This is a genomic window from Bradyrhizobium sp. USDA 4510 (assembly GCF_054059095.1).
This window is the reverse complement of the sequence record NZ_JBSSBT010000001.1, coordinates 6343569-6365403: the sequence shown is the minus strand read 5'-3', so window position 1 is coordinate 6365403 and position 21835 is coordinate 6343569. Positions and strand designations below refer to the sequence as shown.

At 66.7% G+C, this 21835-nt stretch carries 19 protein-coding genes and 1 pseudogene; 1 reads left to right on the top strand and 19 read right to left on the bottom strand.

The window, feature by feature from the left end:
• Positions 1-88: 88 nt before the first annotated feature.
• Genes ACVMDN_RS29650 through ACVMDN_RS29615 form a run of 8 tightly spaced genes read right to left on the bottom strand, consistent with a single transcriptional unit; the run spans position 89 to position 7870 of the window.
• Positions 89-715: an FMN-dependent NADH-azoreductase gene (locus tag ACVMDN_RS29650; RefSeq protein ID WP_141343220.1), complete on the bottom strand. Its 627-nt coding sequence runs from the start codon at positions 713-715 to the stop codon at positions 89-91.
• A 9-nt stretch (positions 716-724) separates the two neighbouring features.
• Complete coding sequence (locus ACVMDN_RS29645; RefSeq protein WP_141343219.1) at positions 725-2296, bottom strand: isochorismatase family protein; 1572 nt, start codon at positions 2294-2296, stop codon at positions 725-727.
• Positions 2297-2308: 12 nt separating this feature from the next.
• A complete protein-coding gene (locus ACVMDN_RS29640; protein WP_026193286.1) occupies positions 2309-3157 on the bottom strand; it encodes an MBL fold metallo-hydrolase in 849 nt (282 codons plus the stop codon).
• A 51-nt stretch (positions 3158-3208) separates the two neighbouring features.
• Entirely contained in the window at positions 3209-4099 is an 891-nt protein-coding gene (locus ACVMDN_RS29635) for an amidohydrolase family protein (RefSeq protein WP_141343218.1), read from the bottom strand.
• Entirely contained in the window at positions 4096-5214 is a 1119-nt protein-coding gene (locus tag ACVMDN_RS29630) for a vWA domain-containing protein (RefSeq protein WP_141343217.1), read from the bottom strand. Before ACVMDN_RS29630 ends, ACVMDN_RS29635 begins: the two co-directional genes overlap by 4 nt.
• Positions 5211-6092, bottom strand: coding sequence for an AAA family ATPase (locus ACVMDN_RS29625; protein WP_028338483.1), 882 nt, complete (start codon positions 6090-6092; stop codon positions 5211-5213). Before ACVMDN_RS29625 ends, ACVMDN_RS29630 begins: the two co-directional genes overlap by 4 nt.
• 9 nt (positions 6093-6101) lie before the next feature.
• Positions 6102-7124 carry a xanthine dehydrogenase family protein molybdopterin-binding subunit gene (locus tag ACVMDN_RS29620; RefSeq protein WP_021075858.1) on the bottom strand — a complete coding sequence of 341 codons (1023 nt, stop codon included), beginning with the start codon at positions 7122-7124 and terminating at the stop codon, positions 6102-6104.
• Positions 7125-7126: 2 nt separating this feature from the next.
• Positions 7127-7870 (bottom strand): molybdopterin cofactor-binding domain-containing protein, encoded by a 744-nt coding sequence (locus ACVMDN_RS29615; RefSeq protein WP_456816766.1) that lies wholly within the window; start codon positions 7868-7870, stop codon positions 7127-7129.
• Between the two features lie 266 nt (positions 7871-8136).
• Between ACVMDN_RS29615 and ltrA the strand changes: the two genes are divergently transcribed.
• Positions 8137-9519, top strand: coding sequence for a group II intron reverse transcriptase/maturase (ltrA, locus tag ACVMDN_RS29610; RefSeq protein ID WP_456835857.1), 1383 nt, complete (start codon positions 8137-8139; stop codon positions 9517-9519).
• An 88-nt stretch (positions 9520-9607) separates the two neighbouring features.
• Here ltrA and ACVMDN_RS29605 read toward each other — a convergent pair.
• The 11 genes and pseudogenes from ACVMDN_RS29605 to ACVMDN_RS29555 form a co-directional block, all read right to left on the bottom strand.
• A pseudogene (locus ACVMDN_RS29605) lies at positions 9608-10660 on the bottom strand (xanthine dehydrogenase family protein molybdopterin-binding subunit); the annotation flags it as partial.
• A gap of 12 nt (positions 10661-10672) precedes the next feature.
• Positions 10673-11152, bottom strand: coding sequence for a (2Fe-2S)-binding protein (locus tag ACVMDN_RS29600; RefSeq protein ID WP_141343042.1), 480 nt, complete (start codon positions 11150-11152; stop codon positions 10673-10675).
• A gap of 6 nt (positions 11153-11158) precedes the next feature.
• Positions 11159-11977, bottom strand: a complete 819-nt coding sequence (locus ACVMDN_RS29595) for an FAD binding domain-containing protein (protein ID WP_141343041.1) — start codon at positions 11975-11977, stop codon at positions 11159-11161.
• Positions 11978-11992: 15 nt separating this feature from the next.
• The gene (locus ACVMDN_RS29590; RefSeq protein WP_141343040.1) at positions 11993-12436 is read right to left on the bottom strand and encodes an SRPBCC family protein; all 444 of its coding nucleotides are present in this window, start codon (positions 12434-12436) and stop codon (positions 11993-11995) included.
• Between the two features lie 3 nt (positions 12437-12439).
• Positions 12440-12877, bottom strand: a complete 438-nt coding sequence (locus tag ACVMDN_RS29585) for an SRPBCC family protein (protein ID WP_028338488.1) — start codon at positions 12875-12877, stop codon at positions 12440-12442.
• Between the two features lie 9 nt (positions 12878-12886).
• The gene (locus ACVMDN_RS29580) at positions 12887-15781 is read right to left on the bottom strand and encodes a flotillin family protein (RefSeq protein ID WP_141343039.1); all 2895 of its coding nucleotides are present in this window, start codon (positions 15779-15781) and stop codon (positions 12887-12889) included.
• 24 nt (positions 15782-15805) lie between these two features.
• Positions 15806-16639: a phosphoenolpyruvate hydrolase family protein gene (locus ACVMDN_RS29575; RefSeq protein ID WP_141343038.1), complete on the bottom strand. Its 834-nt coding sequence runs from the start codon at positions 16637-16639 to the stop codon at positions 15806-15808.
• 3 nt (positions 16640-16642) lie between these two features.
• Positions 16643-18853, bottom strand: coding sequence for an ABC transporter permease (locus tag ACVMDN_RS29570; RefSeq protein ID WP_141343037.1), 2211 nt, complete (start codon positions 18851-18853; stop codon positions 16643-16645).
• A complete protein-coding gene (locus ACVMDN_RS29565; RefSeq protein ID WP_016847809.1) occupies positions 18846-19628 on the bottom strand; it encodes an ABC transporter ATP-binding protein in 783 nt (260 codons plus the stop codon). The genes ACVMDN_RS29570 and ACVMDN_RS29565 overlap by 8 nt, the downstream gene beginning before the upstream one ends.
• Positions 19621-20706 carry a branched-chain amino acid ABC transporter permease gene (locus ACVMDN_RS29560; protein WP_253638794.1) on the bottom strand — a complete coding sequence of 362 codons (1086 nt, stop codon included), beginning with the start codon at positions 20704-20706 and terminating at the stop codon, positions 19621-19623. Before ACVMDN_RS29560 ends, ACVMDN_RS29565 begins: the two co-directional genes overlap by 8 nt.
• 3 nt (positions 20707-20709) lie before the next feature.
• On the bottom strand, positions 20710-21720 hold the full coding sequence (locus ACVMDN_RS29555) for a branched-chain amino acid ABC transporter permease (protein WP_141343035.1): 1011 nt from the start codon (positions 21718-21720) through the stop codon (positions 20710-20712).
• Between the last annotated feature and the right edge of the window lie 115 nt (positions 21721-21835).

The window sequence follows — 21835 nt, the reverse complement described above, 5'->3', positions numbered from 1 at the left end:
TGTGATGCTGCGCTGGGCCCACGATCTCGTTTACATTCAGATTCGGTGGTTATGGGTTTCGCCAGGACGACGATGTGGTAAGAGCAGGTCAAAACCTCCCCGCCATCTCCACCAGCCGCCGGTGCGCCGCCTCGCGGGCGGCGCGGATCGGCTCGGTGGGCCCGGTGGTAGGGCCGATCGGTACGAAGCGCACGTCGCTGATGCCGATGAAGCGCAGCGCCTCGCGCAGATAGGGCGTTGCCATGTCGATGCGGCCGCGGTTCATGCCGGTGACGAAGTCGCTGCCGCTTGCGAGGATCACGATCGTCGGGCGGTCCTTGAACAGCGGCAGATAGCCCTGCGCCGAATCGAAGCGGAAGGCCAGCCCGGGCTGGATGATGACGTCGAGCCATTGCTTGAGCTTGTAGGGAATGCCGAAATTCCACATCGGCGTCGAGATCAGCACGCGATCGGCCAGCGACAGCCGCAGCGCGAGGCGCTCGACGATTGCGAAGGCGTCGTGCTGCGAACTGGTGAAGCTCTTGCCGTCGATCCGGGCGTATTTGGCCTCGAGCAGATATCCCTCGAATTCCGGCAGCGGCTCGCGCCAGAGGTTCATCGCGTCGATCTCCCAGTCCGGCCGCGCATGACGGAAGCGATCGAGAAAGGCACGCGCGCCGGCCGCCGATTCCGAATCGGGGCGCGGTGAGCAGTTAAGGTGCAGCAGCTTCGGCACCGCGCCTCCCTAGCCGAGTGCCTTGATCACGGTGTCGGCGTTGGTCACGACGGAGACGTTCTGGAGCGCGAAATTGATCGCGGCGTTGTGCCAGTCGGCATTCATGGTCGAGCAGCAATCCTCCGGCACGATCATGAAATAGCCTTTGTCGGCGCCGGTGCGCGCGGTGTGCTCGACCGACATGTTGGTCCAGGCTCCGGTATTGATGATCATGTCGCGGCCGGTTGCCTTCAGGATGGTCTCGAGCCGGGTGCCTTCCCAGGCGCTCATCCGCATCTTCTCGACCACGAAGTCGCCCGGGCGCGGCTCGAGTCCCGAGACCGGTGCCGCGCCCCAGCTGCCGCGCACCATCGCCTTGCTGTCGACCAACCCCTCGAACAGCGGCGCGTTCAAGGTGATGCCGGGCGCGCCCGGCTCGACGACGAACCAGACATGGATGATGGCGACGCCGCGCGCCCGCGCAGCCTCCGCCACGCGGCGGACATTCTCGACGACATGCTGCTGGCGGGCGTGCGCGGGCGCACCGGACTCGGCGAACGCGCCGCCGTCCATGATGACGTCGTTCTGCATGTCCTGGATGATCATCGCGCAGCGTTGCGGATCGAGCTGCATCTCACCGGCGGCGAGATTCGGCGCAGGCCTGGACGATGCGGCACCCGCGCCGCCGCGCTTGCCGCTCATATAGGGCTCGTGGCGCGGGCCGACCTTGGTCGGGATCGCATAGACCGAATGGGTCGCGGTCAGATAGAGCGTGCGGAAGTCGGCGCCGCCCCAGACGAGGTTGGCGACGAGCTCGGGCAGGCGGACCTTGCCGAGCAGGTCGGCGGCGGGCGAATAGACCCAGACGCCGCCGGGCGCGGTGACCCAGACATTGCCGCGCTGGTCGCATTTCATGCCGTCGGGCAGGCCGGGCTCGAGCTCGGAGCGGATGCCGGAGGCGAACACGCGCGGATTGGTGAGCGAGCCGTCGGCATTGACGTCGAAGGCGCGGATCAGCGCCTGCACGGTGTCGTTGACATAGAGGATGCGCTCGTCGGGCGAGAAGCACAGCCCGTTCGGCTGCTCGAACAGGTAGCGGTCGACCAGCAGTTTCGGCGCGCCGCCGCCGGGCGGCACGCGGTAGACGCCCTGGAAGCCGAGCTGGCGCGGCCGTTCGACGCCATAGACCGGCATGCGGCCGTACCAAGGATCGGAGAAATAGATCGCGCCGGAGGAATGCACACAGACATCGTTCGGACTGTTGAGCTCCTGGTTCTCGTAATGCGAAGCCAGCACCTCGCGCCGCCCGTCGGGCCGCTCGCGGATCAGCGAAGACGTCGCGTGCTCGCAGACGATCAGATTGAGGTCCGCGTCATAGGTCATGCCGTTGCATTTGTTCGATGGCCGCCTGACCTCGACGACGCCGCGCCGCGCATCCCAGCGCCGGCGCACATCGCCCGGCATGTCGGAGAACAGCAGGAAATGATCGGCCGGATGCCAGATCGGTCCCTCCGTGAAATCGAAGCCGGTCCCGACCTGGCCGACCGGCGCGTAGGGATCGATCAGGTCTTCGAACTCGCTGCGCAGCGTGACATGCGTCATCGCCTCGATCCTCTACGCCGGGAACCAGTTGCGCTGCGGCAGGCTCTGCACGACAGGCCCGGGTACCTGGTCATGCAGGCGGCCGACCACCATGCCGCCCTCGATCTTGGCCGGGCGATCGTGCACAGGAAGCAGATAGCGGGAGCTCGAGAGCAGCTTCTTGATCGCTGCCTTCTCGGCGCGCTTGCTGGTGCCGTGGTTGCCCGTGGTGCGCGGCTCGGCGTCGTGGATCTCGTTAAAGGGATTCACGATCTGGTCGTTGAAATCATAGATCACGTCGCCGCAGATCGTCGCAATCCCGTCGGCGGTGTGGACATGGATGTTCATCGAGCCTTCGGTATGGGCGTTGGCAGCGTCGCAATAGACGCCCGGCATCAGCTCGACCGGGCCGGTGATTTCGAGGTCGAGAAAGCGCAGCGCGCTCTTGGTGTGCAGGCGGTCGATCAGGTGCTTGATGTCCGGCGCCGGATACTGCGGGTGCATCAGGCCCGAGACGGAGTATTCCAGCTCCTTGCGGTTCAGCACGACGGTCGTGTTCATCGGGAACAGGTCGTCCTTGCCGGCATGGTCGATGTGCAGGTGGGTGTGACAGACGAAGCGGACGTCGCCCATCCGCACGCCGTGGCGGGCGAGCTGGTTCTCGATCATGTTCTCGTGAAACTGGAGCCCGCGCATGCCGAGCGTCTCCATGATCTGGTTGGAGCGATAGCCGGTGTCGACCAGCACGGGATAGGGGCCGCCGAGGATCAGGAAGCCGAGCGTCAGCACGCGGCGGGTGCGACCGCAATTGTGCCCGAGCACGAGGAAGCTCGATTCCAGCTCGATATCGCCATAGTCCAGAATCTTGATCTCTAGCGGCATCTGTCTCCCTCCCAATTCGTGTTCGTTGTTATGTTCGACCCCGCGGTGCGGCTATGGCTGTAGCCGATAGACCCGCGCCGCCGTCGTGCTGAAGATCGCATCGCGCTGTTCGGGGCTCAGCCGTTCGGCTGCCGCCTTGAAAGCGGCGACGAGTTCGCGATAGCTGGTCCACAGCTTCTCGATCGGAAAGTTCGAGCCGAACAGGCAGCGGTCGGCGCCGAAGATCGCGACGGTATCGGTCACCACGCCGGCGATATGCGCGGCATCGTTGCGATGGATGAAGGTGCCGAGCCCGGACAGCTTCGACACCACATTCGGACATCGCGCGAGCCGCGTCATCCCGCTGCGCCAGGCGGCGCGGCCCTGCGGCGACAGGTCCTCCAGCATGCCGGCATGCTGCAGGATGAAGGTCACGTCAGGGCAAGCCTCCGCGAGGCCGGCCGCATCGGCCATCTGCGGCGCGAATACCTGCAGGTCAAAACTCCAGCCGTAGTCGGCGAGGTGGCCGACATTGCGCCGGATCACGGGATCATTGCAGAGATCGGCACGCGCGGCGAAGCGGTACAGCGGGTTCTCGTGCCAGTGCAGCTGCATGCGCACGCCGTGCACCAGCGGATAGCGCTTCAATCGATCGAGTTGCGGGCGGACGTCGGCGACGGAGAAATCGGCATAGGCGACGAGGGCGTGCGGCCAGCCGTGCTGGTCCGCGGTCTGCTGCACCCAGGCGGCTTCGTCCTCGAATTGGCCGTTCGGCCAGTTGGTCTGGACATAGACCGAGCGGTTGACGCCGGTGCCCTTGAGGTCGCCGAGATACTCCTCGATCGGATAGTCGCGGCGGATCGGCTCATAGGGGCCGAAGATGCGCGGCTGCATCGGGCCGGACAGCCAGGCGAGATCGGCCTGCCGCCAGATGTGATGATGTCCGTCGACAATGCCAGTCACGCGGCTCTCCTTGTTCCAAGCGACAGCAGATGCGCGACAACAGCCGCGCTGGATCCGCCGTCCACGAGATCGTCGACAAAGCGCTGGATCGCGATCAGCGCCTCGGTTTGCGGCGTGAAGCCGGGCGAGGTTGCGAGCGGCGTCAGCCAGCTGACGCGCCAGGCCCGCCGCGACAGTTTTGCCACGGCATCGCGCAGCGCAGCCGGATCGCCGCGTTCCAGGCCGTCGGAGACGATCACGACCGCGGCGCCGCGGGCATATCCGCCGAACCGCGGCACGGCGAGGAACGCCTGCAGCGCATCGCCGATCCTTGTGCCGCCGTCCCAGTCGCTGACCAGGAAGGAGGCCGCGTTCAGCGCCTGCTCGCGCCGCTTCAGCCGCAGCGCCGGCGTGACTCGGGTCAGTCTTGTGCCGAAGGTGAAGACCTCGACATTGCCGGCCGCCTGCACCAGCACATGCGCGAGCTTCATGTTCTCCTCGGTGCGTGCCTTCATCGAGCCGGAGACGTCGATCAGGAACAGGATCTTGCGCGGGCGCTGGCGGCGTCGCATCCGCCCGAGCCGCAGCACCTCGCCGTCATTGCGGACGCTGTCGCGCAGCGTGCGGCGCAGATCGGCGAACGGACCACTGCGTGCACGGCGGCGCCGGTGGCCGCGCCGTCGCGGCAGGCGCCTTGCCGCCTCGCGCGACAGCTTTCGCAGCGGATCGCTGGTCGCGGTCTGGGCAAAGCGGCGCTCGACCAATGCCTCGGCGCGCGCCGCGGCGAGGCCGGACTCATTGGCCTCGTCGGCAAGCGGCGGCTCGTCCTCGCCGCGGCCTTCCTCCTGCAGGCGAACGGTCTCCTCATCCTCACCCTCGGCCTGCTCGATCGCCTCGGCGCCGCGGAAGTGGATGTCGAACAGCCGGTCATACGTCGCCCGGCGCTGGGGCGGCGGCGCCAATGTCGCGAGCCCGGCCAGGCGGATGTGCTCCAGGCTGCGCGGACCGAGCAGCTCGATTGCCGCGAGGAAGCTCGTCGTCTGCTCCGGCGCAACCGAAAAGCCGTTGGCGCGCAGCAGCGCGACGAACGAAACAAATATCCGCGCGGCGCGCGGCAGCTGCAGGTCGTCGTTCACGCGGCCGCCTCCGCGATGATCGCATCGAGCCGGGGCGAAATGAAATGCAGATCCTCCTCGTCCTTCAGCGCGACGCCGATCGAGCGTTTGAACGCGTCCGGCCAGCGCGCGCCGCCCTTGTTGAGCAGGGTCGCGGCCTCGGCCCAGTCGACCGCCTCGGCGATCCCGGGCGCCTTGCTCAGCGGCTCGCGGCGCAGCCGGCCGACGGCGGCGACCACCGCGCGGGCGGTGGCCTCGGCGACGCTGGACGCCCGCATCATCACGATGCGCGCCTCGCGCTCGGCATTCGGATAATCGATCCAGTGATAGACGCAGCGCCGCCGCAGCGCCTCGTGCAGATCGCGCGTCCGGTTCGACGTCAGCACCACGACCGGATGCTCTGCAGCGCGCACCGTGCCGCGCTCGGGGATCGAGATCTGGAAGTCGGAGAGGAATTCGAGCAGGAAGGCCTCGAACTCCTGATCGGCGCGGTCGATTTCGTCGATCAGAAGCACCGTCGCGTCGGGCGCGCGCAGCGCGGCCAGCATCGGGCGCTCGATCAGGAAGGCGTCGCCATAGATATCGATGCTCTCCTCGCCGGCCTGCCGGATCGCCAGCATCTGGCGCGGATAGTTCCACTCGTAGAGGGCAGCGGCGGCGTCGATGCCTTCGTAGCATTGCAGGCGGATCAGCCTGCGGCCGAGCACGGCGGCGATCGCTTTTGCAGCTTCGGTCTTGCCGACACCCGGCGCGCCCTCGAGTAACAGCGGCTTGCCCAGCGCAAGCGAGAGATAGGAGGCGGTCGCGATGCCGTCGTCGGCGAGATAATAGGCCGCGCGCAGCGCCTTCTCCAGCGCCTCTGGGCTGTCGATGCCGACGATGTTGCTGCGGACCGGCATGGAGAAACCTCAGCGCCGTGGCTGCGGACGCGCGCCGCCTTGCGCCCTGATGGCGCGCAACACCTTTTCCGGCGTGATCGGGAGATCGTCGATCCGCACCCCGACCGCGTTGAAGATTGCGTTGGCGACCGCAGGCAGCACGGGATTGGCGCACATCTCGCCCGGTCCCTTGGCGCCGAACGGACCGTCGGGCGCCGGGCGTTCCAGCACCGCGATGTCGTGCGGGCAGATGTCGCCCGGACCCGGCATCAGATATTCGACGAAGTCGCGCGGACCGTGCACCGGCTCCGGATAATAAGGCTCCGGCGTCTCGTAGAGCGCGTGGCTGACGCCCATCCAGGCGCCGCCAACCAGCTGCTGCTCGACCAGCCGTGGATTGAGCGCGCGGCCGAGTTCATAGGCGGAGTCCATCCGGACCATGTCGACCTCGCCGGTCTCGTCGTCGACCTCGACCTCGGCGACCAGGCAGGCATGCGCGTAGCATGTCGCCGGCGACATCTCGCCGGTCTCGGGGTCGACGTCGGACAGCGGCACCAGGAAGATACCGCGGCCGGAGATCGTCTTGCCCTGCTTGAACTGCGCGGCGATGGCGACGTCCTTGGTGGAGATCGAGCGATGCGGCGCGCCCTTGACGTGGATATTGCCGCGGCCGTCGGTCTCGAGGTCGGCGGCATTCACCTCCAGTTCCTCGGCGGCGGCCTCCATCATCACACCGCGTGCCTCGCGCGCAGCCGCCATTACGGCGTTGCCGACGCGATGCGTGCCGCGCGAGGCGAACGAGCCCATGCAGTGCGGGCCGGTGTCGGAATCCGCGGTGTCGACATAGACGTCCTCGACCGGCACGCCGAGCGTCTCGGCGCAGATCTGCCGCGTCACCGACTTCATGCCCTGGCCGAGGTCGATCGAGGACAGCGCCACGGTGAACTTGCCGCTCGGGTTGGAATGCACCAGCGCCTGGCTGGGATCGCCGCCGAGGTTCATGCCGATGGGATAGTTGACCGACGCGATGCCGCGTCCGCGATGCCGGGTCATGGTCAGCGCCTCCTGGTGCCGAAGACGGAAGAGAAGCGGGTGGCGCCGTGCGACGGCGCGCCCGGCCGCGGCGGCGGAGACGACGGTGGCGGCGAAGAGGGCGGCGGTGGCGGCGGCTCGCGGGTCGCGGCCGGCGCGCGGTCATACGTCGTGCGCTGCTGGGATGGTGAGGCCGGCGGTGCATGCGGCTCGCGCGGGGTCGGCGTCACGGCGGCTCGCGCGCCGCCACCATCCTTGCGCGACGACATCCGCTTGAAGTCTTCGCGGAGCGGCCACTTGGCCTTCTCCGCTGCGACCTGCACGCATTCGATCAGCGCGGTGTTCTTGGCCTCGCGGCGGTGCGCCTTCATGTCGCCGTCGCGATACGCATTGAGGATCCGGAACTCCATCGGGTCCATGCCGACGAGATGGGCGAGCTTGTCCATCTGGCATTCGATGGCGAAATCCATCGCGGTGACGCCGAAGCCGCGCATCGCGGTCGCCGGCGTGCGATTGGTGAAGACGCAGTAGACGTCGCCATGAACGTTCGGGATCGTGTAGGGTTGCGCCTTGCAAGCGCGTTGAAGTCTGCCGTCTGAGATGACGGCCGCGGCAAAGCCTAGCGAGCAGCCGCGAACCGAGTCTTGCGTGGCGTCCGGTAACGGCCGTTGCGAAGCGTAGACAGGGAGGTTGTAGGCCGGAATGAAGTGAACGGGAAAATAGCCCCGAAATCGAACGTGATCGGAGTAGCCGACCCTGTCTCTCAAAGGGGAAGGCGGAACCGCAGGCCGCGACAACGCGAGCGGTCAGAGGTGCTCCCGGGGTTCGTACCGCCAGCATGCAATCAAAGGAAGCAGCGTGAACAAGGGAGATCCATCCGGTTCAAGCGCAAGCTTGTAAGACCTGCCAAGCCGCTGAGGTGAGAAGGGTCTGACGACCGGGTGGAAGTCAGACTGACCGATAGTACTCCGAGGACGGGAGAGCCGGCCACATGGGGAAGCGGTCAGCGGTAGTTGAATTGTTCTTGGGCGACATGGGCTCCATTCAACGGGAGTTACGGCCTTCTATGCAAAGAGAAGATCAGCTGACCATGGAAACGAAACTTGAACAAATAGCAGTGAAAGCTCGGCGCGAGACAAATCTTCGCTTCACCTCGTTGGCCCATCACATCACGCGCGACCGAGTGCAAAAGAATCTATTACAGATTCCGAAGCGCTCCGCCGCCGGGGTGGACGGACAGACGGTGGAGGCGGCGAAGGAGAGCTTCGAGGACTGGATAGGGCCAATGCTCCAATCCATCCATCGCCAGGGATATCGGGCGCCGAACATTCGGCGGGTCTATATCCCCAAGCCCGGTAAGACGGAGAAGCGCCCCCTCGGGGTTCCAACTGTCGCCGACCGGGCGCTCCAGCGCAGCACGGCTGAGGTGCTGGCCGCTATTTACGAGCAGGACTTCTTACCCTGCTCGTTCGGCGGCAGGCCGAAGCTCAGCGCCCATCATGCCTTGGCGACCCTCAATGAGGTGATCGCCGGCGGCATGATCAGCTGGGTGTTGGAGGCGGATTTGAAGAACTTCTTCGGGAGTCTCGATCATGATCGGGTCCTCCGGTTTGTCGAACATCGAGTCGGTGATCCGCGCCTGATCAGCTTGATCCGGCGCTGGTTGAAAGCGGGCATCCTGGAAGACGGAGCGGTGCACCCGAGCGAACAAGGAACGCCACAAGGCGGATCGATCAGTGTGCTTTTGAGCAACCTCTACCTTCATTACGTTCTCGACCTCTGGTTCGAACGCGTGGTGAAGGGTCGGTTGCGGGGCGAAGCCCGACTGGTGCGCTATATCGACGACTTTGTGATCTGCTTCCAATATCGATCGGACGCCACCCGCGTACAGGAGGCCTTGCGTCTTCGGTTGGGGAAGTTCGGCCTCACTCTAGAGCCGACCAAGACCAAGTTGGTCGAGTTTGGTCGGTTCGCGCAAAGACATGCGGGCAAACGCGGCAGAAACCGCCCGGAAACAATCTACTTTCTGGGGCTGACGCTCTATTGCACGCGAAACCAAAAAGGCAACTTCAAGGTTGGGATGCGCACCGAGAAATCTCGGCTAAAGCGCAGCCTTATGTCTCTGCAGGAGCTGATGCGGCAAATACGGCATTACAAGATCAGTGACCAGGCCGATGAAATCAACCTCGTCCTGCGCGGCCACTATGGCTATTACGGCGTCGCCGGAAATCTCCGGAGCCTCGTAAAAGTCTATCGGGCCGTGGAGCGTTACTGGCGCGGAATGCTGCGCAGCCGCAGCTGGGCAGGCCGACGCCTCACTTGGGACGCCTTCAACCAAATCAAAGAACGGACACCGTTGCTGAAGCCTAAGCTGCGCCTCCCTTATCGGGAGCTGCAAGCGCTTGCAGTGCTGTGAACCAACTGTCGAAGAGCGTCGGTGCGGGAAATCCGCACGCCACGTTCTGTGGGAACCGGGGGCGGGCGACCGCCTCCGGTGACCCGGTGCCGGGCAGATGGGCGGCGCATTTCACCGCTGCATAGCTCGACAGCCGCGTATAGGCGCCGCTGTCGAAGTAGGCGCGCACCTTGCGGGCGACGATGCGGCCGTCGCGCATCACGCCGTCCTTGATGTAGATGCGCTCGGCGCCGCGCGGCGGCCCGTACTGCATCTCCTCCTCGCGCCCGAACACATAGCGCACCGGGCGACCGGTCAGCATCGCGCCGAGGATGCAGAGCGGCTCGGTCAGCGTATCGACCTTGCCGCCGAACCCGCCGCCCACGGTGCCGCCGATGAAGTGGAAGGTGTTGGAAGGCACGTCGAGGATCTTCGCGCAGGTGTCCACCGAGAAGAACAGCGCCTGCGTCGAGGTGTAGACGATGTAGCGGCCGTTGGTGTCGGGAGCTGCGATCGAGCCGTTGGTTTCGGTCGGCGCGTGCTCGATCGGCGACATCTGGTAGCGCTGTTCCAGCACATGGTCGGCCGTCGCGAGTGCGCGGTCGGCATCGCCGAAGCGCAGCTGCTGGTGATCATAGGTCTCGTGATAGGTGAAGGTGTTCTTGGGATAGACCTCGTTGACCACGGGCGCGCCCGCCTTCAGCGCCTCCTCGACGTCGAACACCGCCGGCAGCGGCTCATAGTCGATCTTGACCTTTGCGATGGCCTCATAGGCCTCGCGCGGGCTGTCGGCGACGATCGCGACGATGGGTTCGCCCTTGTAGCGCACCTTGTCGACCGCGAGCGAGGGCTCGTCGTCCTTGCCGAAATTGATCAGGCTGAGCAGCGTGTTCAGGTTGCGCGGCACGTCGGAGGCGCGGATCGCACGCCGGACCCCCTGCGACCGCTCGGCCTCCGAGGTGTCGATGCGGCGGAGTCTTGCATGGGGATGCGCGCTGCGCACCACCTTCAGATGCAGCATGCCCTGCAGCTTGTGGTCATCGAAATAGGGCGAGGTGCCGGTGACATGGCCGAGCATATCCTGGCGCTGCGTGCCTTTGCCGATCTCCTTCAGATCGTCGTCGCGCTCGTCGGCGAAGATGTCCTTGCGCAATTCCAGCATGGCACTATTCCCTTACGCACGCGCCCGGCCGCCGGAAGCGGCTGATAGCACGGCGTTGATGATCGGCTCGTAGCCGGTGCAGCGGCAGATGTTGCCGGAGATCGCCTCGACCACTTCGGCGCGGCTCGGCTGCGGATTGCGGTCGAGCAGCGCCTTCGCGGCCATCAGCATGCCGGGCGTGCAGTAGCCGCACTGCGCGGCGAAATTGTCGGCGAAGGCGCGCTGCAGCGGGTGCAGATTGGGGCCGTCCTTGACGCCGTCGAGCGTCTCGACCGAGCGGCCGGCGACCGTTTCGGCGAGCGTCAGGCAGGAGAGATGCAGCTCGCCGTCGATCAGCACGCTGCAGGTGCCGCAGCCGCCCTGGCCGCAGCCGAACTTCGGCGTCATGTCGCCGATCAGTTCGCGGAGCGCGACCAGAAGGTTGGTGCCGCCGTCGACGAAGATCGCGACGTCACGGCCGTTATGCTGGAATTGAAGGGCAGTCTTGGCCATCACGAATTATTCCTGACCGGACAACAGACGGCGGAGATGCACGCCGACGATCTCGCGGCGATACCAGGCGCTGGCGAGCGCATTGTCGCCGGGTGACGTTCCCTCAACGGCTGCCGCAGCAGCTGCGCTGATGGTGGAGGCGTCGAGCGCGCGGCCTTCGAGCGCGCGCTCGACGGCACGGGCGCGGATCGGCGTCGGCGCCATCGAGCCAAGCGCGACGCGGGCGCCGACGATGCGGCTGCCGTTAACGGGCAGGTGCGCCGCGAGCGTGATCACCGCGCCGCCGTTGGGCTTGATGCGCGCGATCTTGCGGTAGCGGAAGGCCTCAATGCTGCCGGGCCTGGCAAAGGAGATCGCCAGCACCAGCGATCCGGCCTGCCGGTCGCGCGATTGCAGGAACTCCTCGATCGGAATCTCGCGCCCGCCGAGGCCGCCCTGGACGGACACCGTGGCATCAAGCGCGAGCATCGCGACCGTGAAGTCGCCATACGGCACCGGCGCGAACAGATTGCCCCCGACGGTGCCCATGTTGCGCACCGCCGGCCCGCCGATCGAGCGCGCCGGGGCGTGCAGGAAGGCGAGGTCGCGTTCGGCCAGGACGCGGGCGAAGGTGACGCCGGCGCCGAGCGTGATGCGCGAGCCGGTGGCATCGATCCGTGTCATCGCTTGGTCGCTGGCGCGCACGATGGTCGAGATCGAGATGTCGCCCTCGTTCAGCGCCCGCATCACCAGCGTGCCGCCGCCGAGATAGCGGGCGCTGCGATCCGAGGACAGCGCCGCCGCGGCGTCATGGGTGCTGGTGAAGGTCTTCACCGTGACTGGCATGATGGTGCTCTCCGCTTACGCGGCCTCCTTCAGATGCCGGCGGATGGCGTTGAAGCCGGCCTGGTAGATGTCTTCCGAAACCATCCGCGTGATGCGCTCGCTGTCCTCGGTTCGCGTCGTGAAGCGCGACTCCCAGTGCCAGAAGGTGCGGTCACCATCGGTGACCGGCAGCAGACGGACATGCGCCACGTAGTTGAACATCGGGATCGGCGTATCGAGCAGGCAGTAGCTGAACGATTGCTCAAGATCGGACAGCGCCAGCAGTTGCTCGCGCAGCTCGGCGCCGTCCTTCAGCTTGAAGCGCCTGACGCAGCCGATCTTGTCGGACGGCTGGGCGCGCTCGATGCCGCTGCTCGCGACCGCCGGATGCCAGCGGTCATGACCGTTGAAATCGCGCAGCACGGCCCACACCGCATCGGTCGGCGCATCCAGGATCGTGCTTTTGACGATATGCGGCACGGTCTATCCTCCGAACGCCCGCTTCAACGCGTCGAAGCCGCCCTGGAACACGCCGCCGCCGATATTGTTGACGAGCTCCGTCTCGCGCTCCGGCGCGCAGTCGAATTCGGCGGTCCATTCCAGGAAGGTCTGGTCGCCGTCGGTGACTGGCGTGAGCCGCAGCGTCGCGACGTAGTTCTCGACGCCCATCGGCGATTCCAGGATCGAATAGGTGCAGAACATGTCGTAGTCGGACAGCCCGAGCAGCTTCTCGCGGATGCGATCGCCGTTGCGCAGCCGGAAATCCCTGACGCAGCCGATCTTGTCGGAGGGCTCGCCGCCCTCGATCCGGCTTTCGGCGATCGCGGGATGCCAGTTCGGCAGCCCGTTGAAATCGCGGACGCGGGCCCAGACCCGGTCGTTGCGGGCGTTGACGACGGTGGAAACGTAAACCCGTGCCATGGCGTGAGCTCAGTCCTTCTTGCGCGGCGTGCGCTCAGGTCGCGCCGGCTCGCCGCCGCCCTCGGGCGCCGGCGGCTTTTCCTCGGCGCCGCTCTTGCGCGCGGAGTCCTTGATGCCTTGCATGTCTCGGGCTTCGCGGATCAGGCCGGGCATCTTGGCGAGGCTGCCGCCCTCGACGCCGATATCCGAGAGGATCGAGTCGATCAGCGGCGCCTGCACGCGGTAGCGCAGCGCCGAGTCGATCACTTCGTCAGTGGCGCTGCGTCCGGTGCCGTTGCCATGCCCGTTGCCGTTGAGGCCGTCGACCTGGAGGATGCGGATGCCCTCGATCTTCTCCATCGGCTTGACGCTCTCGCGCACGATGCCCTCGATCCGGTCGAGCAGCTTGCGGCGGAACAGCGAGTAGCGCGCCTGATCGGTCAGCACGTTCTCGGCCTCGTTAAGCAGACGCTGCGCCTCGGCCTCGACCGTGGCACGGACCCGTTCGGCCCCGGCTGCGATCCTGGTTTCCTCGGCCTGCTTTTCGGCGAGCAGCACCTCGACGGTCTTGCGCCGCTTTGCGATCTCGCTTTCGCGCGCGGTGACGACGCGTTCGGCCGCTTCGGTGGCGTGGATCCGGGCGTCCTCGGCCGCGGCTCGTGCCGCGGATTCTTCCAGTGATTTCTGATGCAGCGCGATGGCCTTTTCCATCAGCGCGGTCTCGACATCCTTCTCGCGGTTGACCTCGAGCTTGCGTAGCTCGCGCTCGCGGCCGATGCGGGCCTCGTCGAGGCCACGGTCGGAGGCGATGCGGGCGCGTTCGACCTCCTCGCGGGCGACGATCTCGGCCTCCTGCAGCGACTGGTTGCGAGCGACCTCGAGCTGTTCGATCGCACGGCGCCGCTCGATCCGGGCCGCCTCCAGCGCCTGCTCGCGGGAGACGTCGGTGGTGTCGATGTCCTTGCGCGCCACAATTTCGGCCTGCCGGACCTGCCGGTCGGCATCGATCCGCTCGGAGCGCTTGGCGGCGAGCGCGATCACGCGCTCCTCGTCGGCGAGCTCGATCGCCTTCTTCTGGTCGATGTTGAGCACTTCGCGGGTCCTGGAGGAGGCGATCCGCTCACTCTCCAACGTCAGCTCGACATCGATGCGCTGCCGCTCGATGGCGTCGCGGCGCTTCAGCTCGGCGGCCTCGATCGCCTCGGTGCGCGCGATCTCGAGCCCGCGGGTTTCGCGCTCGGCGCGGATGCGCTGCGCGGCGACCGACTTCTCCTGCGAGATCCGCGCCGCCTCGATCGCCTCGCGGGAGGCGATATCGGCTTCCTCGATCGCGCGGGTGCGGGCGATCTCGAGCGCCCGGACGTGCTCTTCCTGGGCGATCCGCGACGCTTCGGTGGCTTCGCGGGCACTGATCCCGGCGATCTCGACCGCCTGGTTGCGCTCGATCTCGAGCTTGCGTGTGGTGTGGTCGGCGGCGATGCGCTCGGCGGCCAGCATCTTCTCGCGCGCGATGCGGGCGGCCTCGACCGCCTTCTGCGCCTCGATCTCGGCTTCCTGGATGGTGCGAACCTGCTGGATTTCCAGCGCGCGGGTGCGCTCGTCCGAGGAGATGCGCTCGACATTGACCGTCATGGTCTGGGCGATGCGCGCCTTCTCGGTGGCCTCGCGCGCGGCGATCTCGGCCTCGTCGACCGCGCGGGTGCGCTCGATCTCGCGGCGCCGGGTCTCCTCCTCATTGGCGATGCGGGCATCGGTGACGACGCGGTCCTGCTGGATCCGGGCCTTCTCGATCGCCTCGCGAGCGGCGATCTCGGCTTCCTCGACCGTGCGCATCCGCTCGATCTCGCGCTGGCGCACCTCGCGCTCGGAGGCGATGCGGGTGGTGTCGACCGAGCGCTGGTTGGCGATCCGGACCTTCTCGATCTCCTCGCGCGCCAGCAGCTCCTTCTCTTCGACCGCCCGCGTCCGCTCGATCTCCTTGTGCCGGGTCTCGCGCTCCGAGGCGATGCGTGCTTCGGTGATCGCCTGCTCGTTGGCGATGCGCGCTTTCTCGATGGCTTCGCGCGCCGCAATCTGGGCCTGCTCCGACTCTGTCTCGCGCAGCGCGCGCTCGCGGGCGACCTCAGTGCGCTGCAGGGCACGGCGCATCTCGATGTCGCGTTCCTGCTCGAGACGGGCGGTCTCGCTTTCGCGCTCGATCTCCAGCGCCTGCCGCTCGGCCTCGAGATTGCGGGAGCGGATCTTGATCATCGAGTCCTGCTCGATGTCGTTGCGCAGCTTGCGCTTGGCCTCGATGTCCTCCATCAGGCGGGTCAAGCCTTCGGCGTCGAAGCGGTTCGAGGGATTGAAATATTCGAGGTCGGTCTGATCGAGATCGGTGATCGCGACCGACTCCAGTTCGAGGCCATTCTGCGCCAGTGCTTCGGCGGCATTGGCCTTGACGCGCGCCACATAGTCGCCGCGCTGCTCGTGCATCTGCTCCATCGTCATCTCGGAGGCGACTGAGCGGATCGCGGAGATGAATTTGCCGGAGAGCAGGGTGTGGAGCTGCTCGGGCTCCATGGTGCGGCGGCCGAGCGTGGCGGCAGCGATCGAGACCGCTTCGCGGGTCGGCTGAACCCGGACGTAGAAATCGGCCTCGATGTCGACGCGCATGCGGTCGCGGGTGATCACCGCGTCCTGCCTGGAGCGCACGATCCCCATCGGCAGCACGTTCATGTTGACCGGCGTGTAGTCGTGGATGAAGGGCAGCACGAAGGCGCCGCCATTGATCACCACGCGCTCGCCGAGGAAACCGGTGCGGACGAAGGAGACCTCCTTCGACGAGCGGTGATACAGCCAGTTCACGACATAGACGATGATGACGATCGCGACGATTGCGACGATGAGCCAGAGGATCAATTCACCGACCAGCATCCCCGACATCTCTTCCTCCCTTGGTCACGGCGGCTAGCGCGCGCCGATCGCCTTGAATTTGCGAACCTGATCCGTGAGCGCCCGCTCGACCGGCAGGCGTTCCATCGAGGAGGCGCCGTAGAAGCCGTGGCAGTTGCGGGTCTGCTTCATGATGAAATCGGCATCGGCGGGGTCCGCGATCGGACCGCCATGCGCGAGCACGATGATGTTCGAATTGACGCTGAGCGCGGCCTCGGCCCAGGCCTCGATGCGGGCAGGGCAGTCGGCGAGCTTTGGCGCGGTCTGCGCGCCGATTGTGCCGCCGGTGGTGAGGCCCATATGGCAGACGATGATGTCGGCGCCGGCGATCGCCATCGCGGCAGCCTCCTGCTCGCTGAACACATAGGGCGTGGTCAGCATGTTCTTCTCATGCGCCTTCGCGATCATGTCGATCTCGAGCGCATAGGACATTCCGGTCTCTTCGAGATTGGCGCGGAAGGTGCCGTCGATCAGGCCGACGGTCGGGAAGTTCTGCACGCCGGCAAAGCCGATCGCCTTGAGCTGGTCGAGGAACACATCCATGTCGCGGAACGGATCGGTGCCGTTGACGCCGGCGAGCACCGGCGTCCTGGTCACGACCGGCAGCACCTCGCCGGCCATCTCGACGACGATGGCGTTGGCATCGCCATAGGGCATCAGGCCGGCGAGCGAGCCGCGGCCGGCCATGCGGTAGCGGCCGGAATTGTAGATCACGATCAGGTCGACGCCGCCGGCCTCCTCGCATTTCGCCGACAGTCCGGTGCCGGCGCCGCCGCCGACGATCGGCTCGCCGCGTGCGATCATGGCGTGAAACTTCTTCAACAGCGCTGCGCGTTCAAACCTGGCCATGGGTCACCTCGCCACTCTCCGCCGACCACCGGCGCGTCCGAGCAAGGGGCGGAACGCGCTGACGATGGCGGCGCTGAACTCGGGATCGTTGATATTGCGCTTGATGTGGATGATCTGCCGGTTGCCGGTCTGGCGCACGGTGCGCTCCAGCGCGCGGAACAACGCTGCATCGGCCTCCGGGTCCCAGAACGGCTGGCCGGGTGCATCGAGCGCGGAGACGCCGCCCTCGGCCAGGAAGAAGCGCACCGGCCCGTCCATCTGGTTGAGCCGTTCGCCGATCCAGCGGCCCATGCGCTCGTTCTCTTCCGGCGTGGTCCGCATCAAGGTGACCTGCGGATTGTGGATGTGGAATTTGCGCTGCCGATAGCGCTCCGGGATCGTGTCGGGTGCGCCGAAGTTCACCATGTCCAGCGCGCCGACCGAGCCGACATAGGGCACGCGGCTGCGGACGATGGCGCCGAAGCGATCCTCGGTCGCCGGGAACACGCCGCCCATCAGGAGGTCGCAGACCTCGGTCGTGGTGAGGTCGATCACGCCGGCGAGTTGGCCGGACTCGACCAGCTTCTCCATCGAGCGGCCGCCGACGCCGGTGGCGTGGAAGACGAGGCACTCGAAATCCTCGCGCAGGTCCGCCGCGATCTTCTGCACGGCCGGGGTGGTGACGCCGAACATGGTGATGCCGATCGCCGGAAGGTTCGCGCCTGCGCTGCGCTGCTTGCCGGCCTGCTCATCGAGCTGCGCCTTAACCATGCCGACCAGCGCATGAGCGCCGTTGCCGAGCACCGTGCGCGAAATCGAGTTGAGACCCTGCACGTCGGTCACCGAATACATCATGGTGATGTCGGCGGGACCGACATAGGGACCGACGTCGCCGGACGCGACCGAGGAGATGATCAGCTTCGGCACGCCGACCGGCAGCGCGCGCATGCCGGGCGCGACCAGCGACGCGCCGCCGGAGCCGCCGGCGGAGATGATCCCGGCGATATTGCCCTGGCGACGCAGCCATCGCTCGAACGCCTCCGCCATCGCCGTCACCGAGGCGCCGCGATCGGCGCCGAACACGCCGGAGCCGCCGCGGCCGTGGTTCAGTGCGATCTCCTGCGCGGTGACATCGCAGCTCGCCGCTTTGCCGCTGGTCGAGACGTCGACCAGTCGCGTGCGCAGGCCGCTGCCGGCGATGATATCGCGGATGAAGCGCAGCTCGGCACCCTTGGTGTCGAGCGTGCCGACGATGAGGACGACCGGTGGCCCGGACGTTCGGGAGGTCGTCGGTTCGCGTCGCTGCCGGGTTGCCTCCTCGAGCCGAGTGACCCCGGTGGACTGCGTCCGTGCGGCGGCCTCGATGCGGGCGATCGGCACCGGCTGCGACCAGCGGGTCGGCAGCACGGGATTGGAGACGTAGATGCGGGTCGGCCCCTTGCGTTCCGGCTGCGGGGCACCGGCCGCTTCGGCCTTCGCCGGTGCTGGCTCGGCGTCGGTCTCGTCGGCGCCATGGGTGCCGACGCCGAGCAACCGCTGCTGCAGCTCGCGGTCGGTTGCAAGGCGGGCGGAATCGATGATCCGGTTGATCCGGCCATTGACCATGATGGCGACGTTGCGCGACACCGCCGTCGCCACACCGATGTTCTGCTCGATGACCAGCACGGAGATGTCGCCCTCATCGCCGAGCCGCAGCAGCATATCCTCGACCTGGGCGACGATCACGGGCGCAAGGCCTTCGGTCGGCTCGTCCATGATCAAGAGATGCGGATTGGTCAGCAGCGCACGCGCGATCGCGAGCATCTGCTGCTCGCCGCCGGACAGCTGGTTGCCGCCGTTGGTCTTGCGCTCGGCGAGGCGCGGGAAGGTGTCGTAGATTCGCTCGATGGTCCAGGCGCCGCGCCGCAGGCCGCCGGCAAGCGCAAGGTGCTCGTCGACGGTCAGCGACCGCCACAGGCGGCGGCCCTGCGGCACATAACCGACGCCGAGCCGGGCGATCCGTGCCGGATTGAGCCGCGTGACCTCTTCGCCGCGAATCCGGATCGAACCGCCGCTGGCACGCACGAGGCCCATGATCGCCTTGCACAGCGTGGTCTTGCCCATGCCGTTGCGGCCGACTACCGAGAACACGCCGGACTCGAGCGTGAGATCGACGCCCTGCAGCGCATGCGAATGGCCGTAATAGACGTCGAGGCCCTTCACCTCGAGCGCGGGCATTGCGCGGCGGTCATTCATGGCCGCCTCCGAGATAAAGCTCCTGCACCTCGGGATCGGATTCGATCTCGCGCGGCAGGCCTTCCTTGAAGATGCGGCCGTTGTGCATCATCGTCACGCTCTCGACGACGCGCAGTGCGACGTCCATGTCGTGCTCGATGATGATGTAGCCGATATGCGCCGGCAACGAAGTCAGGATCTCGATCAGCTCGCGCCGCTCGGTCGGCGACAGCCCCGCCGCCGGCTCGTCGAACAGGATGAAGCGCGGCGCGCCGGCCAGCGCCAGCGCGATCTCGAGCTGCCGCTGCTGGCCATGTGCGAGCTCGGCGACGCGCTGGTCCTTCACGCCGCTGAGGTGAACCGCCTGGACCAGCGTTTCGGTCGCGTGCATCAGCGCATCGTTCTGCCCCGGGCGCAGGAACGAGAACCGGCCACGCGAGACGCCACGGCAGGCGAGGTAGACGTTGTCCTGCACCGTGAGGCCGGGGAACAGCGCCGAGATCTGGTAGGTACGGCGTAAGCCCCGGCGGATCCGCTCATAGGGCGGGAACTGGGTGATGTCCTCGCCGAAGAAGCGGATCGTGCCGGAGGAGGGCGGGAAGTCACCGGTGATGCAGTTGAACAGCGTGGTCTTGCCGGCGCCGTTCGAGCCGAGCACCGCGCGCCTTTCGCCCGGCCGCACAGTGATGGTGACGTCGGTCAGCGCCGCCAGCGCGCCGAACAGCCTTGTCACGCCGCGCAGTTCCAGCGCCGCGCCGGCGCCGACCACGGACAGCCGCTGCGCGACGCTATCCATGGCGGCCTCCGCCTGAACGTTGCGTCGAGGATGCATTGCGCTGCCGCCAGCGTTCCCACAGGCCGATCACGCCATCCGACGACCAGAACACGATGGCGAGGAAGCCGAGCCCGATCAGCAGCCGGAAGCGGTTGCCGTCGAGCCCGAACTTGATCAGCACGTCGAGCGCGAAGGTCCGCAGCAGCACGAAGATCAGCGCGCCGATGAAGGGTCCGATCGGCCGCGTGATGCCGCCGACCACGGCGATGATCAGGACGTCGATGCAGGCTCCGACGCTGACCGAGCCGGGCGAGATCTGCCGGTAGTTCCAGACCTGCAGCACGCCGCCGAGCGCGGCGATGAAGGCGGCGAAGGCGTAGGCCGCGATGCGGTGCGCATTGGGGTTGAAGCCGAGCGCCGCCATGCGGCGGGAATTGTCGCGGACACCCTGCAGCGCGAGGCCGAACGGCGCCCGCGAGACATACTGGACGGCGAAGTAGCAGATCGCGGCGACGCCGAGCGTGACATAATAGAAGGCGATATCGGCGCGCCAGTCGACGCCCCAGAACTGCGGCGTCGCGACGGTGTTGATGCCGGTGTGGCCGTTGAAGATCGCCCAATTCTGGTTGGTAAAGTAGTAGAACGCGGCGCCGATCGCGAGCGTAATCATGATGGTGTAGATGCCCTCGGTGCGCACCGCGAGCGCGCCGCCGAGCGTGCCGAACAGCGTCGCGAGCGCCAGCGCCATCGGGGTTGCCAGCCACCACGGCCAGCCGAGGCTGATATTGGCGTTGCCGCTGATGCCGAACACCGCGACCATGTAGCCGGCGAAGCCCGCGATGGTGAGCTGCATCAGGCTGACCATGCCGCCATAGCCGGCGAGGAACATCAGGCTGAGCGCGATGATGCCGAGGATCAGCGTGGTGGCGAAGATCTCGATCAGAAAGAAGCCGTTGGCGATCAGCGGCATGATCACGAGGATCAGCGCGACCAGCCAGGCCGCCGGGTTCTGGAATTCCGGCCAGGCACGGATGAAGGCGCGGCGGGTCGCGTTGGCGGACGGGTCGGGGCGGAACTGGGTGCTCTGCAGCAGCGACATCTGTCATCGCCTCGCGAGCAGGCCCTGCGGCCGCAGCGCCAGCACCAGCACCATGATCAGGAAGGTGACGACGATGGCGTAGGTCGGGATGTAGACCGAGCCGAGTTGCTCGGCGAGGCCGATGATGACGGCGCCGAGCGCCGCTCCCGGGATCGAGCCCATGCCGCCGACGATCACGACGACGAGCGAGGCGAGCAGGAACCGCGTATCCTCGCCCGGCGACAGCGACTGGAAGGTGCCGCCGACCACGCCGGCGATGCCGGCAAGGCCCGCGCCGAGCGCGAACACCAGCACGAACACCAGCTGGATCCGCACGCCGGTGGCGGCCAGGATGTCGCGGTCGTCGACGCCGGCGCGCACGATCATGCCGATCCGCGTACGGTTGAGCGCCAGCCACATCGCGATTCCGATCACGACGGACGCAGCGAAGATCACCAGCCGCACCAGCGGGTATTGCAGATAGACCGCTTCGCCCGTTGATTTGATCGCGGTCAGCAGCGGCAGCTGGATCGGGCCGATCAGCCAGCTCGGGGTCTGGATCTGGTAGAAGTCGCCGCCGAACACCCAGAGCATCAGATCGGCGAACACGATCGACAGCCCGATCGTCACCATGGTCTGCCTGAGGTCCTGACCCTCCATGCGTCGGAACACGACGAGCTGCAGGATCACGCCGACCAGCGCCACCGCGATGAAGGCGATGATGAAGCTGAGGAGCCACGACCCGGTCCAGCTGCTGATCGCGTAGCCGACATAGCCGCCGAACAGATAGAGCGAGCCGTGCGCGAGGTTGACATTGCGCATCAGGCCGAAGATCAGCGTGAAGCCGCTAGCCACCAGGAAGTAGAGCCCGCCGAGCGTGATGCCGTTCAGCACCGCGTTCAGGAACACGCGCTTGCGGCCGATCGCGGCCTCCAGCCCCGGCGGCCAGATCGCGAACACCAGCCACGCGAGCACCGCGACCGCGATGATCACGATCAGTGCCCAGGCCGGATGGCGTTCGATGAACCTGGCCATCTCCGTCGCGTTCCCTCACTGGTCGCGACCGTCTGCCGGGCCGCGTGTCCAGTATCCTACCGAGGGCGTAAGCTCAGGATTTGATCGACAGTATCTTTTATCGTGCGCTCCGGAA

Bases quoted from the DNA above. Each gene is read 5' to 3' on its own strand.
- ACVMDN_RS29645 (WP_141343219.1), bottom strand. From the start codon at position 2,296: ATGACGCATGTCACGCTGCGCAGCGAGTTCGAAGACCTGATCGATCCC.
- ACVMDN_RS29640 (WP_026193286.1), bottom strand. From the start codon at position 3,157: ATGCCGCTAGAGATCAAGATTCTGGACTATGGCGATATCGAGCTGGAA.
- ACVMDN_RS29625 (WP_028338483.1), bottom strand. From the start codon at position 6,092: ATGCCGGTCCGCAGCAACATCGTCGGCATCGACAGCCCAGAGGCGCTG.
- ACVMDN_RS29620 (WP_021075858.1), bottom strand. From the start codon at position 7,124: ATGACCCGGCATCGCGGACGCGGCATCGCGTCGGTCAACTATCCCATC.
- ltrA (WP_456835857.1), top strand. From the start codon at position 8,137: ATGGGCTCCATTCAACGGGAGTTACGGCCTTCTATGCAAAGAGAAGAT.
- ACVMDN_RS29600 (WP_141343042.1), bottom strand. From the start codon at position 11,152: ATGGCCAAGACTGCCCTTCAATTCCAGCATAACGGCCGTGACGTCGCG.
- ACVMDN_RS29595 (WP_141343041.1), bottom strand. From the start codon at position 11,977: ATGCCAGTCACGGTGAAGACCTTCACCAGCACCCATGACGCCGCGGCG.
- ACVMDN_RS29585 (WP_028338488.1), bottom strand. From the start codon at position 12,877: ATGGCACGGGTTTACGTTTCCACCGTCGTCAACGCCCGCAACGACCGG.
- ACVMDN_RS29580 (WP_141343039.1), bottom strand. From the start codon at position 15,781: ATGTCGGGGATGCTGGTCGGTGAATTGATCCTCTGGCTCATCGTCGCA.
- ACVMDN_RS29575 (WP_141343038.1), bottom strand. From the start codon at position 16,639: ATGGCCAGGTTTGAACGCGCAGCGCTGTTGAAGAAGTTTCACGCCATG.
- ACVMDN_RS29570 (WP_141343037.1), bottom strand. From the start codon at position 18,853: ATGAATGACCGCCGCGCAATGCCCGCGCTCGAGGTGAAGGGCCTCGAC.
- ACVMDN_RS29565 (WP_016847809.1), bottom strand. From the start codon at position 19,628: ATGGATAGCGTCGCGCAGCGGCTGTCCGTGGTCGGCGCCGGCGCGGCG.
- ACVMDN_RS29560 (WP_253638794.1), bottom strand. From the start codon at position 20,706: ATGTCGCTGCTGCAGAGCACCCAGTTCCGCCCCGACCCGTCCGCCAAC.
- ACVMDN_RS29555 (WP_141343035.1), bottom strand. From the start codon at position 21,720: ATGGCCAGGTTCATCGAACGCCATCCGGCCTGGGCACTGATCGTGATC.